This is a genomic window from Mesorhizobium tianshanense (assembly GCF_007830515.1).
GTDB classification, from domain to species: Bacteria; Pseudomonadota; Alphaproteobacteria; order Rhizobiales; family Rhizobiaceae; genus Mesorhizobium; species Mesorhizobium tianshanense.
In genome coordinates, this window is the sequence record NZ_VLKT01000032.1 from 21,937 (window position 1) to 37,871 (window position 15,935).

Consider the following 15,935-nt stretch of genomic DNA (forward strand, 5'->3'; position numbering starts at 1 on the left):
AGGAACCCGGTTACCTTAAACTCATGATAACCAATTGATTTCGCGAAGCAATTTCTTTTTCGCTCGAAACATCTACCGTCAGACATACCGTCAAAAATTCGGGCTTTGATTTCATCGATAATTTCGTAGTTCGCGGATTCGTTGCCGTCGCAGACTATCGATAGGATCGGTCGACATTTGGTGGGCCGATCAACTGGTTTCTGACAATGCCACCCCTTGATCCTACTGAGAAAATGTTCTGACTGAGTGCATAGAAGGCGCGCCCGAGGCGCATGTGCTCAATGATCAACACCCCGTCTTGACGGGACGCGAGAACAAAGCGAATACATTCAAAGAAAGTTTGGGGAGGCAGCGATTGCCTATGTACATTGCGAATGACCCGGCGGATCTATTTCGTCACGTGAGCGCCGAGAAGGCCGCATTCTACCGCTGCATCATGGATGTCTTCGCGGCGGCCAAGCGGCAATATCGTTTGCAGTTGAGGTCGGACGAAGTGCTTGCCGAAGCTCGGTGGCCGGACGGGCCGCCACGCATCGAGGAAGTCAACACGGCGCTCGGCCAGCTTGCGGAATGGGGCAATCTCGAATCGCATCCGGATACCGCGCGGGTTTCCAGCCTCAGCGACTTCTATCGCGCGCGCTTCCTCTACCGGCTGTCGCAGGGCGGCGAGGCCGTGGAATCGGCCTTGGCGGTGTTTGTACAGACCTTGCAGCGCCGCGCTGAGCTGCAAACGGTGGCGCTCGAGGACATAGCGAGCCGACTGCAGGCACTTCAGGCGCTGGCCGAAGCAACCGAACCCGACGCGGCCAAGATCCATGAAACACTGCGGGACCTTGTGCGTGTCTTCGAAAGTCTGGCCGAGAACGCGCAGGCGTTCATGGCCGGCGTCGCGCGCAGCATCGAGCTGCAGCAAGCCGATGCAGGGGCGGTCGCAAACTACAAGAAGCGGCTGATCGACTATCTGGAGCGCTTCATGGGTGATCTGGTGCGCCGTTCCGACACCATCGCACGCCTCATCCTGGCTTTGGAGCAGGGCATCGACGCCCTGCTTGGACAGGTGGCCGAGCGCGAATCGCGGGACGCGGCTCCCGGCGGCGCGCAGGATCAGGCCGATGCGCGGAAAGCCTACCTGCAAGCCTGGCGAGAACGCTGGAAGGGTCTGCGCGGCTGGTTTCTCAGCACCGGCCACGAGCCGCCGCAAGCCGAGCTGTTGCGGGCGCGGGCACGATCGGCCATCCCCCAGCTTCTGGCTGCTATCGCTGCGCTCAACGAGCGGCGCAGCGGCCGCAGCGATCGCTCTGCCGACTTCCGCCTGCTCGCCGGCTGGTTTGCCGCCTGCGCAGACAACGGCGAGGCGCACCGGCTTGCGCGGGCTGCCTTCGCTCTCAATCCGGCGCGGCATTTCTCGCTCAACGCCAGCGCGGAAGAGCTGCCGGCCAGCACCTCCTGGGCCGACGCCCCGCCGCTCAGGATTCACCCGCGTTTGCGCGAATATGGCGAAGCGGCCCCGCGCGGACCGCTGCCGCGCGTGCGAGACCGCGCCGAAGAGCGCGCGTTCCTGGCGCTTCAGCTCGCGGAGGAATCACAGCAGGTGGAAGCGGCGCGCAAGCGTCTCGCCACTAGCCGCCCGGCGCGGCTTTCGGATCTGGGGGAACTCGACATGCATGCCTTCGGTCTGTTCCTTGGCCTGCTCGGGGAGACACTGGCCGAACAAGCCGGGCCGGAGACGCCGGTGGAACGTCAGACCAGCGACGGCTTGCTGCACATCCACCTGAAGCCGCTTGCCCCCGACAGCCGCGCCACGATCGACACGCCGCATGGGGTCTTTGCCGGGCGCGACCATCTGATCACCATCACCCCCTTGCAGGACGGTCGATGAAGGCGGCGAATGGTTCCAACGACAGTCGCGGCATCGGCCTCCTGCAGCAGCGCTTCCAGCGCGAGGAGTTTTGCGTCTGCGTGCGCGCCCTGCTGATGACGCCGTTGATAGGCCCGGCGCATGAGGATTTCGCCGCCATACGCCGCCAGGCCGAAGCATTGCGCGAATGGTTTTCTCGCGAGACGGGCTGGATACTGCAGGTCGAGCGGGAGGGCGCGCGCCTCTACAAGCGGCCCGGAAACCTGACCGACGCCATGCGCGGCATCCCTGGCTACGATCGCCGGCGCTACGTGCTGCTTTGCCTGGCCTGCGCGGTTCTCGAACGCGCCGACCCGCAGATCACTTTGCGCCTGCTGGGAGAGAGGCTGCTTGAACTCGCCGCCGAGCCGACGCTCGACTTCACCTTCGCGCTCGAGGCGCAACACGAGCGGCGCGAACTCGTTTCGGTGTGCCGGACATTGCTGAGCCTCGGAGTGTTGCACCGCGTGGCCGGCGACGAAGACACGTTCGTGCAGGCCGGAGGCGATCAGGCGGATGCGCTCTACGACGTGCAGCGCCGCATGCTTGCCGGCATGCTGGCGTCGGTGCGTGGCCCCTCCACCTGGACGCCGGAAGAGGCGCCGGCAACGCTCGAAGAGCGGCTGTGCGCCCTGGTCGGCGAACATGTGGCGGACAGCGAGGAAGGTCGGCGCACGGCGCTGCGCCACCAGCTCGCACGCCGGCTTCTCGACGATCCGGTTGTCTATGTCGAGACGTTGGACCCGGAAGCCCGTGCGTACTTCTTCAACCAGCGCGGAGCGATGGCCGCTCGCCTGTGCGACGCCGCCGGCCTGGTGGCGGAACAGCGCGCGGAAGGGCTGGCGCTGGTCGACGAGGCCGGTCTGCTGACCGACGTGGCAATGCCGGCCGAAGGCACCGACGCCCATGTAACACTGCTTGTCGCAGAGTATCTGGCCGCCGGGCAAAGGCAGCGGCGAGCCGATGGCGGCGACACGGCGCAGGCCTTCGCCCGGGATATCCACGAGCATGATATTGCCGGCTTCCTGCACGAGGCCAAGGCGCAGTACGGCCGTTACTGGCGCAAATCGGCACGCGAGCCAGGCGCCGAACGCGAACTCGCCGCCATCGCGATCGAGCGATTGGAAAAACTGCAGCTGGCGGTGCGGGAAGCCGGTGCCGTACATCCACTGCCGGCGCTCGCGCGCTTCGCGTTGGGTGAAGCTGAGATCCGCGAAACTCGCAATGCACCGACAGCAGACGTCGGCTTTCGGTTCGAACCGACATGAACGACCGCTTGAACCTGCTCGCCTCGACGCCGGAAAAACCGCCTTTGCCGATGCCCACGCGGCAGCGCTGGCAACCTCTGCGCCTGGGCTTGGTGGAGCTCTTTCACTACGACAGCGAGGAATTCTGGTTCCGCGACGGTCATCTGTTGCTGCGCGGCAATAACGGCACGGGCAAGTCCAAGGTGTTGTCGCTCACACTGCCGCTGCTGTTCGACGCACAGCTCAAGTCTTCGCGCGTCGAGCCCGATGGCGACGGCGGCAAGAAGATGGCCTGGAACCTGCTGATGAACAGCCACGACCGGCGCATCGGCTATGCGTGGATCGAGTTTGGTCGCGTTGCGGAAGACGGCACGCCACGTTTTCTTTCGCTCGGCGCCGGCCTTTTTGCGACAGCGGCTCGTCCGCAGGTCGACAGTTGGTTCTTCCTGCTGGAAGACACCGACGAAGCGCCGCGTATCAACCGCGATCTGTGGTTGATGAGTCCGCAGCGGGTAGTGCACACCAAGGAGCGCCTGCGCGACGCGCTCGATGGCCGTGGCCAGGTGTTCGACACCGCGGCCGGCTACCGTCGCGCCGTCGACGAGCGCCTGTTCCATCTGGGCGCCAAGCGCTACGACGCGTTGATGGACACGCTGATCCAGCTTCGCCAGCCCCAGCTTTCCAGAAAGCCGGACGAAACCGCGCTTTCGAATGCCCTGACCGAGGCCCTGCCGCCGCTGGCGCCCGAATTGCTTGGCGACGTCGCTGAAGCGCTCGGACAGCTGGAGGAAGACCGCCGTCAGCTCGACGAATATCAAGCCCTGGCCAAGGCCGTCGGCCGTTTCGAGGAGCGTTATCGCGTCTATGCTGGCACGCAGACCCGCCGGCAGGCACGCTTGTTGCGCCAGGCCCAGACGGAATTCGACAATGCCAGCCGAGCACGAGGTGAGGCCCAGGCTCGCTTCGACGAAGCGCAAAGGCAGGAAGCGCTGGAGCGGACAGCTTACGATAGTGCCGAGATCGCTCTGGCGCGCGGGCGTGCGCGGCTCGACACCCTGCGCTCCGACCCGACGATGCAGGACGCCAATCGCCTCGAGAATGCCGAAAAGGAGAGCGCGGCGCGACTGCAGGCGATGCAGAGGGCCACATTGGCCGTCGAAGAGGCGGGCCGACGACTTGAGCTCAGCACCGAAGAAGCCGGACGCGCAACCCGACGCGTGGAGCAGGCGGAACGCGCATTGGTCGATCTGCGCCGGGAAAGCGCCGTTCACGCCGATGCGGCGGGCATCGCCGGCCAGCACGCCGGAAACCTCCTCGCCAAAATGGAGGCTTCCGCGCTGGCCGAACTGACGCAGGATGCTCTCGACAGGGCCTGCGCCGAGCTTCGCAACGTCGTTGCCGGCCGGCGTGAACAGATCGCGTTGCTGCGTCGCCGCCACGGCGAAGTCGCTCAGGCCGACGCCGCCTACATGCGACGCCGCGAAATCCGGGATGAACGGCAGGTCGAAGCCGAAGAGGCTGCCGAGCGTCGGACCCGAGCTGACGCCGAGGTCGAACGGCAAGGCCGGGACCTGGTGGAAAGCTGGGACCGCCATTTCATCGGCCTGAAGCAATTGCAGATCGATCCCGACAGCAGGCCCGCGGCACTGACGGCCCTGGCGGAATGGACAGCGTCGCTGCAAGGCGACAACCCTGCCCGCCACCTCCTGCAATCGGGGTATCAAGCAGCCAGTCTCTCTCTGACACAGCATCGCGTGGCGCTCGACGGCCAGCGACAGGCGCTGGAGATGGAATACGGCATCCTCGAAGACGAACGCGGACGCCTGGAAGCTGGCGACGACATGGCGCCGCCCCTGCCCTACACGCGCGACGCCTCTGTCCGGGACGCGCGTCAGGGTGCGCCTCTCTGGCAAGTGATCGACTTTCGCGACGCGGTGGCTGCCCCGCAACGCGCCGGCCTTGAAGCCGCACTCGAAGCCGCCGGGTTGCTCGACGCCTGGATATCGCCTGACGGACGCCTCCAGGCCGGCGACGGCGGCGCGTTGCCATACGACACCCAGGTGATGGAGCGGCAAAAGCATTCTCCGTCGCTCGTCGACTGGCTGGAAGCCACCGTGCCGGCCGGCTGCGCCGTGCCGGCCAATATCGTCGAGCGGGTGCTGTCGGGCATCGCCTGTGCGGATGACGATCCGATCGACAGCGAGGCCTGGATCGCCCCCGACGGCCGCTTTCGCCTCGGCACGCTGTCCGGCGCGTGGGGCAAGCCGGAGGCGGTCTACATCGGCCACGCGGCCCGCGCCGCAGCCCGCGAGCGGCGGTTGGCCGAGATTGCTGGCCGCCTTGCGCAACTCTCCAATGAATTGACGGCCGTGCGGTTCAAAGCGGAGCAGCTCGCGGTGGATCGCGAACAGGCCGACGAAGAATGGCGCCTTGCGCCTTCCGACGAGATATTGCGGGGCGCTCATTTGGCCGCCACCGCAGCCGCCCACGCCGCGCGTCTCGCCAGCGAAAAGCTGACCGAAGCAGACACACGGTGTCGCGAGGCCGAACAGGCGCTCAAGGTCTTGCGTGAACAGCGCGCCGTGGATGCCATGGACCTGCGCCTGCCCGAAACGCCCGATGCACTGCCTGCCGTCGAAACGGCGCTGGATCATTATCGCGACGCCCAGGCCCGGCTCGAGCAAGCAGCTCACGAGTTTTGTCTGGCACTGCCCGAGTCGCAACGGCAGCTTGCCCGCGAGCGTGAGGCGCACAGCGACGTGCAGCAGCGCGAAGAGGAACTCGTGGCAGCCCGCATTGAAACGGAAGACGCTACTGCTCGGCTCGAGCTGCTGCGGGAAACGGTCGGCGCCAAGGTCGAGGAACTGCAGCGAGGGCTGACCGATGCCCGCCGCGCCGTCGAAACCGGCGAAGCCGTGCTAAAGCTCGCCGGCGATACACTGCGCAAAGCGGGTGAGGCACGCGCGGTCGCCGGGCAACAGGCCGAGACAGCGAACGTCGTCCTTCAGGAACGCGGCGAAGCACGCGCCCAGACGATCTCCAGATTGCAGCAGTTTGCAGGCACCGGCCTGCTGTCGGCAGGGCTGCCGTATATCGAACTGCCTGACATCGGCAGCCGGTGGACGATCGACCCCGCGCTGACGCTGGCCAGACGCGCGGAACAGGAGTTGTCGAACCTCAAGGACGACGACGAGGCGTGGGCGCGCGTCCAGCGGCAGATAGCCGAAGAGCTGACCGAGCTGCAGCGCGCACTCGGCGCGTTGGGCCACCAGGCCCAGGCCGACCCCAGCGACTGGGGTTTCAGGGTGGATATCGTCTATCAGAACCGGCGCGAACGGCCGGACCGCCTCGCCATGCGGCTGGCCGAAGAGATCGCCCAGCGCGGCGAACTGCTCAGCGCGAACGAACGCACCGTTCTGGAGAACCATCTGCAGGCCGAAATCGCCGCGGAAATCCAGCGCTTGCTGCAGGCCGCCGAACGCCAGGTCGATGCCATCAACTGCGAACTGCACAAGCGTCCGACCTCCACCGGCGTGCGCTATCGCCTGTTGTGGCAGCCGCTGTCCGAAGAGGAAGGCGCGCCGGTGGGCCTCGACATGGCGCGCAAGCGCCTGCTCAACACCAGCGCGGACCTTTGGTCGGCAGACGACCGGCGCGTCGTCGGGGCGATGCTGCAGCAGCGCATCTCCGCCGAGCGGGAGCGCGCTGATTCCAGCGGTGCAAAAGACAGCGGCGGCACCTTGCTCGACCAGCTCGCCCGCGCCCTGGATTATCGCCATTGGCACCGCTTCCGCGTCGAACGCTGGCAGGACGGCCATTGGCGCAAGCTTTCCGGACCCGCTTCGAGCGGCGAGCGGGCGCTCGGCCTCACGGTGCCGCTCTTTGCCGCAGTCGCCAGCTTCTACAGCCAGAGCAGCTATGCCTTGGCCCCACGGCTGATGCTGCTCGACGAAGCCTTTGCCGGCATCGATGATACAGCGCGAGCGCATTGCATGGGGCTGATCCGCGAGTTCGATCTGGACTTCGTCATCACCAGCGAACGCGAGTGGGCTTGTTATGCCGAACTGCCGGGTGTCGCCATCTGCCAGTTGCAGCGGCGCGAAGGCATCGATGCCGTATTCGTCTCGCGATGGACCTGGGACGGACGAGAGAAGAAGCCCGAGCCCGATCCCGATCGCAGATTTGCGCCGGCATGAGCAATCAAGTCGACCCGCGTCTTCAGCGCCTGCTCGGCGGTGACCATCTTGCCTCTTTGCGCAAGCGGCTGCGTCAACGTTTCGAGCGCGCGCCGCTCGAAGGCGCCGTCGATCACATTCGTGTCGTCGGACTCAGTGCAGAGGAGCACGCGTCACTGGCCGCGCTGCTCGGCCGCGCGCAGCGCCGCTCCAAATCCCTGCAGATCGACGTTCACCGCGTCGATGCCGACCTGCGGCGCGCCGGCATCGCCACGTCCCTGCGCGATGCCTTGGAAAAGCTCGACGGCCCCATCCTTCATCTCGCCGGGGTGCGCCTTCGATTGCAAGGATTGTGGTCGGGCGTCGTCAACGGTTGCAGCCATCCCGGCTTGGCCCGCCTGCTCCTGACACCGGAGGGCATCGGCCTGCTCAAGAGGCTCGCTCGGCAGGATGCGATCGCTGCAGCGAAGCTTTGCCGGTGTGCCGAAGAGGTGCTGAGGCGCCTGCCGGCAAAAGGCATCACGCGGTCGCAATTGGCCGCGGACGTGCTGGGCGATGCCCATGCGCTTGACAACGGTCGCGGGGCCGCGGCACTCGTGCTGGCGGTCTTGCGCCAGACCGCCACGCCCGCTCTTGACGCTGCAGCACCCATTGCCGACGAAGATGGCGAGACGGTACGGAAATCGAGAGGGGACGTCGTTCTGGAACCGGCCGCCAGCGCGGAGCGGATACGCGAGACATGGGCCAGAGCAGGCGTTCTGGTCAACGAGCTGGCACGCCCTGCCCTCTTCCTGAACCTGCCGACAAACGGGACCGAGAGCGATCGTTGGCCCCTGGGAGAACCGGCCTATGCATCGCTGCGATCGCTGCTGCGCTCGCCGCCGCGATGGGATGTAGCAGGCCGCGACGTTTACGTGTGCGAAAATCCCAACCTGCTCGCCATCGCCGCGGACCGATGGGCGGCTGGCTGCGCCCCGCTGGTCTGCACCGACGGGATGCCAGCCGCCGCGCAACGATGCGTTCTGGCTCAACTCGCACTGGCGGGCGCGCGCCTCCGCTATCACGGCGATTTCGACTGGCCCGGATTGCGTATCGGCAACCAAGTCATGCGAGAACACGGTGCGGAACCATGGCGCTTCGGCGCCCTGGACTATATTGCCGCCGTGCGGACGGCGTCAGGCCTGACACACCCGCTTGGAGGAAATCCGGTCGAAGCATCATGGGACGGAGCGCTGACGCTCGCGATGCGAGAGCATCGCGTGGCCATCGCCGAAGAGGCCCTGGCCGCCTCGTTGTTGCAGGATCTCGATGATCGATGAAGCTGCCTTCTTCAAAGAAGGACGCATTTTCGCCGCGACAAGAGAAGCAAGCTATCAGTCTCTAATCGGCCCCGCTGCCAGGCAGAGGCAGATCGTATCGCGTGACGACGGCAACGCCGTTCTCGATCTCTATTTCAATGATCTCATTGATGAGAAATTCCTCCGGTCCGAGGTCGGCGAGAAGACTATCCAAGAGCTCCCTCTGTTTATCGGGAGCGACCTGAGGGACGACGATGACGAGGCCGGCGTGACCCGGCTCTTTGGCATAGAGCTTTCTGAAGTCCTTGGCATTGTTTGTGACAAAGGTGAAATCCCCCTCGATGATGCGGGGCATCAAAGCCCCAGTCGGTTTCGCCGCTCAGCCCGAGCCAGTTGACGTGGCTTGCTTCATGTCCGCGTTCCTGCGCTACCGCAACGAGGGACGTGGCAAGCACTCATCGATCAGAAATCTCACGAGGTTACACGCGTCTGGTCGACTGACGTGGATCGCCCTTCAAGACCATGCGCTTCAACGACTTTATTTTCACGCCCTGCTCGGAGAGCTTCTTGGGCCGCCCGCGCACCGGGTGAGCGGCACCCCAGATCCTGGCGAGATCGATCATCCGCGACGTTAGCTTGGGATACCCCTCAAGAACCTCCGCTTCGTCTGCGCCCTGCGCCAGCATCGCCGCGATCATCCGCACAGGGATGCGGGTTCCTCTGAAGACCGGCTCTCCGCCCATAACTCCCTTAACGCGACCAATTGCAGCCTCTGCTTCATCGAGATCGACGATGCGGGCCTTCAGCTGTTTGCGCGCCTCGGCGACGTCGATTATCAGCAGGTCGTCAGCCCTTACCGTCTTGGCAGTTGGGGCAGCTTTGATTTCCTCGAACAGGCGGCGGCGGCGATCAGCGGGGAGTGTCGCACCCACGCCGTACCAGAGCTTGAGCCGCAACAAATCGTCACCGGTCAGTGCCCGTCGGACGATCCCGCCGGCGCGTCGGACGGCGCTTGGCACGGTGTCGACAATGCGTTTGTCGATCGCGTTGTGAACGGCCTTGATGCCGATTCCGCTTACGGCGGCTGCCTCTGCAGGGGTGTAGGTGCGAGCGAGTGCGCCCATAATTATTCTCCTTATAAAGAACAATATAGACTCGTAGCCTCCCATCGTAAAGACACCTGCCTTTGGGCACTAGGCATAGCCGGCAGGCTCGCGCATTCACACGAACGCATGAACCTTGGCGAACCAATTTCGGGTTCCTCCCCTTCGTCGTCGCCAGCGAACGCCGGCATGATGTCTACTGCGAGCGCTTATCCTTGATTAGCAGTGCGGCGGCCTCGATCGTCGTGTCATAAGTGAAGGGCGCGTCGGGCAGCGCAGTCCCGATGCAATGAACTCTTGGGAACGAAGCGAACCTATCAAGTCACTGCTTACTTCGTTCCAGAAGGACTGCGAAAGCTCGCCACGGGTGATCGACTGGAAATAAGCAATGCGTGTCAGGCTTCCGCACTGTAAAGTCGCACGGCCGCGCAATTCTTCGCAAATACAAGGTCGAGATTTGCAGCTTTGCCGACGCGCGCCAACGTCTCGCGGGAGATCGGCGCGCTGGCGGGAGGGGGACTGCTCCGGCTAAGAACGCGTCGCATGAAACCCTCCCATTGGATTCTTAAACCTCCTATGCTATATGACCATCTACATGGTCAGGAGCGTGACATGGACGCAATCAATCTGGCGGACGCCAAGGCACATCTGAGCGAACTCGTCGACCGAGTTGAGGCTGGGGATTCGATCGACATCACCCGGCGTGGCAAGCCGGTCGCGCGCCTCACAGCGGTGACTAGGCCACGCATACGGATCGATGCGGCCCTGCTCCGATCCCTAACGGCAACCATGCCACCGCAGGCGGAGGGTGCCGCCAATCTGGTGCGGTCGATGCGAGATGGCGATCGCTACTGATGCTCTATCTCGACACGTCGCTGATCGTCGCGGCACTCTCCAATGAAGCGATGACCCCGCGCGCGCAGGTCTGGCTCGCGGACCAGGATCCGGCGCAGCTTCTTATCAGCGACTGGACGATCACCGAGATGTCCTCTGCCATGGCGATCAAGCTACGGACCGGGCAGATCGACCTGGAGCAGCGTGCGTCGGCGCTCGCGATGTTCAACAATCTGGTCGCCGAGAGCTTCACCGTGCTGCTGGTCACGGGCAGGCATTTCCGGGCGGCAGCGAGGTTCGTCGATCAGCACATGCTCAGGCTGCGCGCCGGCGACGCGCTGCATCTCGCGACAGCGTCGGAACATGGCGCCACGGTCCACACTCTGGACCAGCGTCTTGCTGAGGCCGGTCCGGTGCTCGGCGTGCCGACGCAACTTCTGGCATAATCATGGCCTTCACCAATGTCGATCGTCAGGCTGATCCGGGCACCGCTGATAGAGGCTATGGTCCGCAGCCGCAGCCCGCCATATTCTAGCTCTTCTCGAATACGATCGACGCGAAGTGCGTCGACATCGAATTCCACGCCATCGTCTGCGGCCTGTGCCAGGATTTCTCGAAACGTCGCGAGCATCGGTTTCGGGCTCGGGTCACCGAAGCCCAACAGGTCAAGGTCGCGCGTGCCGCGATGCGGATCATCGAACCAGCTCATCATCAGAAATCGCGCCCCTGAGCACGAAGCGGTCGGCATGGCGTGACCGGGCTGAGCCGGAACAATGGCCGCTCAAGGGCGAAGCGGTCAGCACCAGTTCGAAACTCTGGCCGCTTGCCTTGGCAAGCAGCAGCAGGCGAGCGTGCACCGAAGCGCCGATATTCTTGATCTCCTTAGCCATTGGCGGTGAGCGCTTCGAGATAGGGCCGGATCACGGTGGCAACACCGCCCTTCTCAGCCTGTCGGGCCATTTCAGCGGGAGTGGACTTGCGTTGGCGTAGCGCTTCCTGGAGCCCCTTGATCGCGACCGACAGGCCGATTGCGATAGCGGAAGCAATCCGCTATCGTCTTGGCGATCCCGAAGACCTTTACGGACACGCCCTCCACGATGCGAGTTTCGACGTTCTCATTGAGCAGGCTTTCGGTGAAGCGGACGATGCGAATGGGCGTACCGTCGGATTTCGGAAGCCAATCCTTCCCGGCCTATGGCGAGCCACACCTGCTTTGGAGAGAGCTTTGCACGGGGAGCGAAGTTTCGTTTGGTGGGTTGATGGGCCTTTTTGAAGGCCTGCGGACGGTTTCGGCGGCCTTGCGAGGCATTTTCCGGTTCAGGCGGCCGATCCTCCGGATTTTGGACAGACTCCTGCCCGCCTCTCATCGGATAGAGGGCGCCGATCATGGTCCGCAGATTGTAGGCGCAGGCGGCTAGCATGCACTGCGTGCGGTTGGTGGCGAGGTTGAAGAAGCGCAAGCGCCGCATGCCGTAGCGTTCCTTGAACACGGCGAAAGGCAGCTCGACCGCCGCCCCGCACCTTGGCGATCATCCGGTTCCGCAGTTTGTGGCGAGGCGGCAACTCGGGATGGTGCTTGTTGGGCCGCCGCATCAGGCGGTCCTTGATGCCTGCGCCGACCAGCCGGGCATGCCTGGCGTGGGTATAATAGGCCTGATCGCCATAGGCCGCCTTTTCATCGCCGCTGATCAGGGCGTCGGCCGGTTCGGTGTCGGTGACCGAGGCGTCGCTCGCCTCGACACGCCCGATCAAGGTGTGTTCCTGGTCGACGCCGATGTGCATCTTGTAGCCGAAGGTGCTCTTCCTGCCCTTCTTGCCCCAGCACGCATCCTTGTCGGCCGCCGGCTTGATCGGGCCTTGGTGGCCTTTCTTCGGCTGCTTGGGCGCACAGCTGCCCGCCTGCACGAACGTGGCATCGATCAGCGTGCCGCGCTTGACGATCAGGCCCTTCTCTCCAGTTGACGGTTGATCTCCTCGAACACCTTGTCGATCAGCCGTTCGCGCGTCAGCTCTTCGCGCAAGCGCCACAGTGTCGAATGGTCGGGCGTGCGATCCGAAAGGCTGAAACCGGCAAAGCGGCGGAACGACAACCGGTCACGGATCTGCGCCTCAAGCGCCGGATCGCTCAGCCCATGCCACATGCCCAGCAAAAGACAGCGCACCAGTGGTTCCGCCGGATACTGGTGTTGCCCGAGCCGGGACCGCTGCGATGATCCAGCAATGTTCGGATCGGTGCCCAGTCCAGTTCCTTCGATACCAGGTCGAAAATCGTCTTATCCGACGCCGCAAGACCGTCCGCCAGACTCAACTGACCCAAAACACGATCCGCCATCCCGAACTCCCTGCTTCGACCATCACCACAGAATCACCGTTCGGCTTCTGTGCAAAGACCTCTTTGAGGGGAGATGGCCGGCAGGCCAGAGGGGTCGTCTCGCGTGGAGCGCCAGCCTCCCTGTCGGTGATAGGAGGTCGCGCAAGGTCGCACGGCCCCCCTCTGTCGCCTTCGGCGACACTCACCCTCAAGGGGGGAGATTGGCTGTCACCCCGGCTTGCGCGCGAACGCCCAGACCATCAGCGGGTATTCCTCGTCGTTGGAGAGGTCGCGCCACATGCCGTAGGAGCGTACTGGGCCGCCGATATGGGCCTTTGCGCAGGCTTTGTTGCCCCAGCTGAACGCCTCTATGCCGGCTTCCGGAAAGCCGCTTTCGACCAGCAGCTGCTTCAGGCCGGCGGGGGTCCAGCGGTTGTAATCGTGCGGCCGGGCATGCACCCTGAACAGGAACGGCGTCGCCACCATCGCCCAGCCGCCCGGCCTTGTCATGGCGTGGATATTCTCAGCCGCGGCCAGCGGCCGCTGCACATGCTCCAGCACCTGATCGGCGATGACGATCGCATATTGCTTCTCGGTGCGGTCCTTGCAGATGTCGAATTCGGGAAAATCGACCGACGTATAGTTGGAGCACATCGTCTTCCAGTAGCGGTTCCAGCCGGGCGAAACCTCGATCACAGGGGAAGATTTCCGGCCGTCCGCTTCAAGGAACGCGGTGAATGCCTCGATCTGCCTGATGCGCAGCCAGTTGCGGGAGTCGTAGCCGAGCAGCCGCTTTGCAGCCTGTTTGCTGCGTCTCTTCAAGGTACCGGGCAGGCTTTCCGTCATTGTCACATCGATCTCCTTAAGGCCCGCCGCGCCTGCCTTGAATAGCGAATTCGACCTGCCCGTCAATGACATCCGGGCTTCGAGCAAAGCGACACCTTCAACTGGCGGCGCTACGAGGGCGACCTTTATGGCGTGTCGCCGATCATCGAGGCGCTGACGACGGTGCGCGAGGAAAACGCCGTGCGCCGTTCCGGCCTCCGGGCGCTGCAGCAGATCACCGATCCGGTGACCGCGTCGAAGGCTCGGCTGGACTATGTGCCGGTGCTCAATCCCGGCGCCCTTCGCGCTCACCCCGTCCACGATGACCCGAGATACCCCAGATTACCGCGAGGTTGATTCCTTCGACCGCCATTATGAAGACGGCGATGGCTGCCAGCACGCCGCGGAACATGCGTGCGAAATGCGGAAGCAGCGCCAAGGGGCCTGTCGCCAGCAACGGCGCGTAGTTTCCAGCGGGCAGATAAGCGTCTCGAAGTCTCGAAGGGTCGAAAGATGACATCCAAAAACGACATGGCGGCTCAAACCCGCTGATCGGAAGAATGGGTGCGGCGGATCGGGGTGGGGCGGGAGTGCTCGCGCCATCCAAACGGCCAAGCGCGCTTTTCGTCCACACATCATGCGTTCCTGGCCCGCATCGAGCGGACCAGGCATGGCAGAGGGACGCCCTTGGTGCTACATGCGCGCTGATTAGAGCGCAGCATAAAATCAGCGCAACGCGAACTCGGACCGCAGAACTTTAGTCGCAGCAGTCACATTCATCTTCTTCGGGATTTTGTCTTCTTGAGGCTTTCTCGCTGAGGCCGACAAGGCGTCTGTTGAGACGGCTGGACAATGCTCGGGTGTCGCCGAAGACCATCTCCACATCCTCGCGCGAGACGACATCACCGCCATCGCGCGCGAGGCTCCGTTGAGCCAGACGACGGACCATCTCCTTGACATAAGCCGCGCTGCTGTCCTCCGAGCGCGCGACGGCATCCGCCACTGCTCCGTCCTCGAAGACGAGCGCACGACCATACAGCGCGATCAGCCGCTCGCGGCAACCGGCGTCGGGAAGCGGGATCTCAATTGCTTCGTCCACGCGGCCGGGGCGCGAGGCGAGCGCGTCCTCAATGTCCTCCGGCCGGTTCGTCGTCAGGATGAAGAGGATATCTGCATCTGGTTCAAGACCATCCATCTCGTTCAACAGACGGTTGAGGAGGCGTTCGGCTTTTTGGCCATAAGTATTTTCTCGCGACCGGCCCACCAGGTCAACGTCCTCAAGCACGACGATGCTCGGCTGCAGGGTGCGGGCCAGCGCGATGTAGAACCCGATCGCAATTGTCTGCTCAGCCGTAACCAGAACGGTAGTGCGTCCGGGTAGGTTGGCAGAAACATAACGGATGACGTGCGTCTTGCCTGTGCCAGGTGGCCCGTAAAGTAGAACACCCTTTTGCGTCGATTGGCAGAGGCGCTTTAGCCCCTCTCGGTGTCGATCAAAATCGAAGATGTGAGCATCAAGACGCGCCATAGTTGCCTCGGAAAGCACCACGTCATTCCGGGGTACGGCAGGAAGGCGATGAACCCGCATCGTTCCCGGCATGCCGGAGTTTCGTGCATCGGGTTCGAAAGAGAGAACCTTGTTGCGGTAGTATCGTGAGCTTTCGCCTGCCGCCTGGATCTTGCCGAGAAATTTGCGTGAGAAAGCGGATGCCTGCTCGCCATGCAGATAAGCGATTTCCACTTGAACCGTTCGCCCGCCAAAGTAGTCAAAAAACTGCGAAAGCAAGATCGCGACAGGCTCTTCGCCGACATGGAATAACCATAGGCCATTGTGCAGAGACGCATAAGGCACATCTTCGCCGATATCGATGTCCTGATATTGCAAGGGTGTCAGCGCAACGACGGCTTCTCCCTCGCGAATGACCATGTCCGACAGCTTCATGGCGTCGAACTCGTGCCGCTGGTGGACGCCGACGAGCTTGGGAGACAGAGGTGCAGTCTGATCTTCAATCACGGTTTGAAGGTCCGGCAGGAGATATGGAGCAAACTTTCTGCGCGAGCTAGCGAGACCCGTCAAATCATCGTTTTTGAAATGCCGACACAGTGCCTGCCAGGCAAAGGGAACGATATCGGTCATAGCAACATCCTATTGCGAGTTGAGTTGAGCGGAAGATCAACGCGATCCTGCATCACACGGCGCCGCTGAGCTCCGCGACGCATTGCTGACGTCCCACTGACAAGATAG

The 15,935-nt window shown here is 63.6% G+C and carries 14 protein-coding genes and 2 pseudogenes; 8 read left to right on the forward strand and 8 right to left on the reverse strand.

The window, feature by feature from the left end:
* Window positions 1-400 precede the first annotated feature (400 nt).
* Genes IQ26_RS23545 through IQ26_RS39200 form a run of 5 tightly spaced genes read left to right on the forward strand, consistent with a single transcriptional unit; the run spans window position 401 to window position 9,014 of the window.
* Entirely contained in the window at window positions 401-1,879 is a 1,479-nt protein-coding gene (locus IQ26_RS23545; RefSeq protein WP_240547200.1) for a TIGR02677 family protein, read from the forward strand.
* Window positions 1,876-3,165: a TIGR02678 family protein gene (locus IQ26_RS23550; protein WP_145720722.1), complete on the forward strand. Its 1,290-nt coding sequence runs from the start codon at window positions 1,876-1,878 to the stop codon at window positions 3,163-3,165. The genes IQ26_RS23545 and IQ26_RS23550 overlap by 4 nt, the downstream gene beginning before the upstream one ends.
* On the forward strand, window positions 3,162-7,340 hold the full coding sequence (locus IQ26_RS23555; RefSeq protein ID WP_145720723.1) for a TIGR02680 family protein: 4,179 nt from the start codon (window positions 3,162-3,164) through the stop codon (window positions 7,338-7,340). The genes IQ26_RS23550 and IQ26_RS23555 overlap by 4 nt, the downstream gene beginning before the upstream one ends.
* A 56-nt stretch (window positions 7,341-7,396) precedes the next feature.
* The gene (locus tag IQ26_RS23560; protein WP_240547201.1) at window positions 7,397-8,638 is read left to right on the forward strand and encodes a TIGR02679 family protein; all 1,242 of its coding nucleotides are present in this window, start codon (window positions 7,397-7,399) and stop codon (window positions 8,636-8,638) included.
* Entirely contained in the window at window positions 8,628-9,014 is a 387-nt protein-coding gene (locus IQ26_RS39200) for a hypothetical protein (protein WP_156090948.1), read from the forward strand. The genes IQ26_RS23560 and IQ26_RS39200 overlap by 11 nt, the downstream gene beginning before the upstream one ends.
* 82 nt (window positions 9,015-9,096) lie before the next feature.
* Here the strand turns inward: IQ26_RS39200 and IQ26_RS23570 are convergent, their stop codons facing one another.
* A complete protein-coding gene (locus IQ26_RS23570; protein WP_145720725.1) occupies window positions 9,097-9,741 on the reverse strand; it encodes a DUF433 domain-containing protein in 645 nt (214 codons plus the stop codon).
* A 591-nt stretch (window positions 9,742-10,332) separates the two neighbouring features.
* On the opposite strand from IQ26_RS23570, the gene IQ26_RS23575 reads away from it, so the two are divergent.
* Together IQ26_RS23575 and IQ26_RS23580 are read left to right on the forward strand one after the other, a co-directional pair.
* Window positions 10,333-10,575, forward strand: coding sequence for a type II toxin-antitoxin system Phd/YefM family antitoxin (locus IQ26_RS23575; protein ID WP_145720726.1), 243 nt, complete (start codon window positions 10,333-10,335; stop codon window positions 10,573-10,575).
* Entirely contained in the window at window positions 10,575-11,000 is a 426-nt protein-coding gene (locus IQ26_RS23580; protein WP_145720727.1) for a type II toxin-antitoxin system VapC family toxin, read from the forward strand. The genes IQ26_RS23575 and IQ26_RS23580 overlap by 1 nt, the downstream gene beginning before the upstream one ends.
* A 5-nt stretch (window positions 11,001-11,005) precedes the next feature.
* On the opposite strand, the pseudogene IQ26_RS23585 reads toward IQ26_RS23580, so the two are convergent.
* From IQ26_RS23585 to IQ26_RS23605, 6 genes and pseudogenes are all read right to left on the reverse strand, one after another.
* Window positions 11,006-11,444, reverse strand: a pseudogene (locus tag IQ26_RS23585) (nucleotidyl transferase AbiEii/AbiGii toxin family protein); the annotation flags it as partial.
* Window positions 11,437-11,771 (reverse strand): annotated as a pseudogene (locus tag IQ26_RS40525) (type IV toxin-antitoxin system AbiEi family antitoxin domain-containing protein); the annotation flags it as partial. The pseudogenes IQ26_RS40525 and IQ26_RS23585, both read right to left, overlap by 8 nt.
* Before the next feature lie 100 nt (window positions 11,772-11,871).
* On the reverse strand, window positions 11,872-12,582 hold the full coding sequence (locus IQ26_RS23595; RefSeq protein ID WP_145720728.1) for a transposase: 711 nt from the start codon (window positions 12,580-12,582) through the stop codon (window positions 11,872-11,874).
* Window positions 12,495-12,716, reverse strand: a complete 222-nt coding sequence (locus IQ26_RS23600; RefSeq protein ID WP_162458052.1) for a transposase — start codon at window positions 12,714-12,716, stop codon at window positions 12,495-12,497. The genes IQ26_RS23595 and IQ26_RS23600 overlap by 88 nt, the downstream gene beginning before the upstream one ends.
* Window positions 12,680-12,886, reverse strand: a complete 207-nt coding sequence (locus IQ26_RS39510) for a hypothetical protein (protein WP_162458053.1) — start codon at window positions 12,884-12,886, stop codon at window positions 12,680-12,682. The genes IQ26_RS23600 and IQ26_RS39510 overlap by 37 nt, the downstream gene beginning before the upstream one ends.
* A 207-nt stretch (window positions 12,887-13,093) precedes the next feature.
* Window positions 13,094-13,711 (reverse strand): methyltransferase domain-containing protein, encoded by a 618-nt coding sequence (locus tag IQ26_RS23605; RefSeq protein ID WP_145720775.1) that lies wholly within the window; start codon window positions 13,709-13,711, stop codon window positions 13,094-13,096.
* Window positions 13,712-13,843: 132 nt separating this feature from the next.
* On the opposite strand from IQ26_RS23605, the gene IQ26_RS23610 reads away from it, so the two are divergent.
* A complete protein-coding gene (locus IQ26_RS23610) occupies window positions 13,844-14,047 on the forward strand; it encodes a hypothetical protein (protein ID WP_240547202.1) in 204 nt (67 codons plus the stop codon).
* Between the two features lie 400 nt (window positions 14,048-14,447).
* Here IQ26_RS23610 and IQ26_RS39785 read toward each other — a convergent pair whose 3' ends face one another.
* A complete protein-coding gene (locus IQ26_RS39785; RefSeq protein ID WP_167522706.1) occupies window positions 14,448-15,827 on the reverse strand; it encodes an AAA family ATPase in 1,380 nt (459 codons plus the stop codon).
* Between the last annotated feature and the right edge of the window lie 108 nt (window positions 15,828-15,935).

Excerpts from the sequence above, each read along its gene's own strand:
- IQ26_RS23550 (WP_145720722.1), top strand. The coding sequence starts at position 1,876 with ATGAAGGCGGCGAATGGTTCCAACGACAGTCGCGGCATCGGCCTCCTG.
- IQ26_RS23555 (WP_145720723.1), top strand. The coding sequence starts at position 3,162 with ATGAACGACCGCTTGAACCTGCTCGCCTCGACGCCGGAAAAACCGCCT.
- IQ26_RS39200 (WP_156090948.1), top strand. The coding sequence starts at position 8,628 with ATGATCGATGAAGCTGCCTTCTTCAAAGAAGGACGCATTTTCGCCGCG.
- IQ26_RS23570 (WP_145720725.1), bottom strand. The coding sequence starts at position 9,741 with ATGGGCGCACTCGCTCGCACCTACACCCCTGCAGAGGCAGCCGCCGTA.
- IQ26_RS23575 (WP_145720726.1), top strand. The coding sequence starts at position 10,333 with ATGGACGCAATCAATCTGGCGGACGCCAAGGCACATCTGAGCGAACTC.
- IQ26_RS23580 (WP_145720727.1), top strand. The coding sequence starts at position 10,575 with ATGCTCTATCTCGACACGTCGCTGATCGTCGCGGCACTCTCCAATGAA.
- IQ26_RS39510 (WP_162458053.1), bottom strand. The coding sequence starts at position 12,886 with ATGGCGGATCGTGTTTTGGGTCAGTTGAGTCTGGCGGACGGTCTTGCG.
- IQ26_RS23605 (WP_145720775.1), bottom strand. The coding sequence starts at position 13,711 with ATGACGGAAAGCCTGCCCGGTACCTTGAAGAGACGCAGCAAACAGGCT.
- IQ26_RS39785 (WP_167522706.1), bottom strand. The coding sequence starts at position 15,827 with ATGACCGATATCGTTCCCTTTGCCTGGCAGGCACTGTGTCGGCATTTC.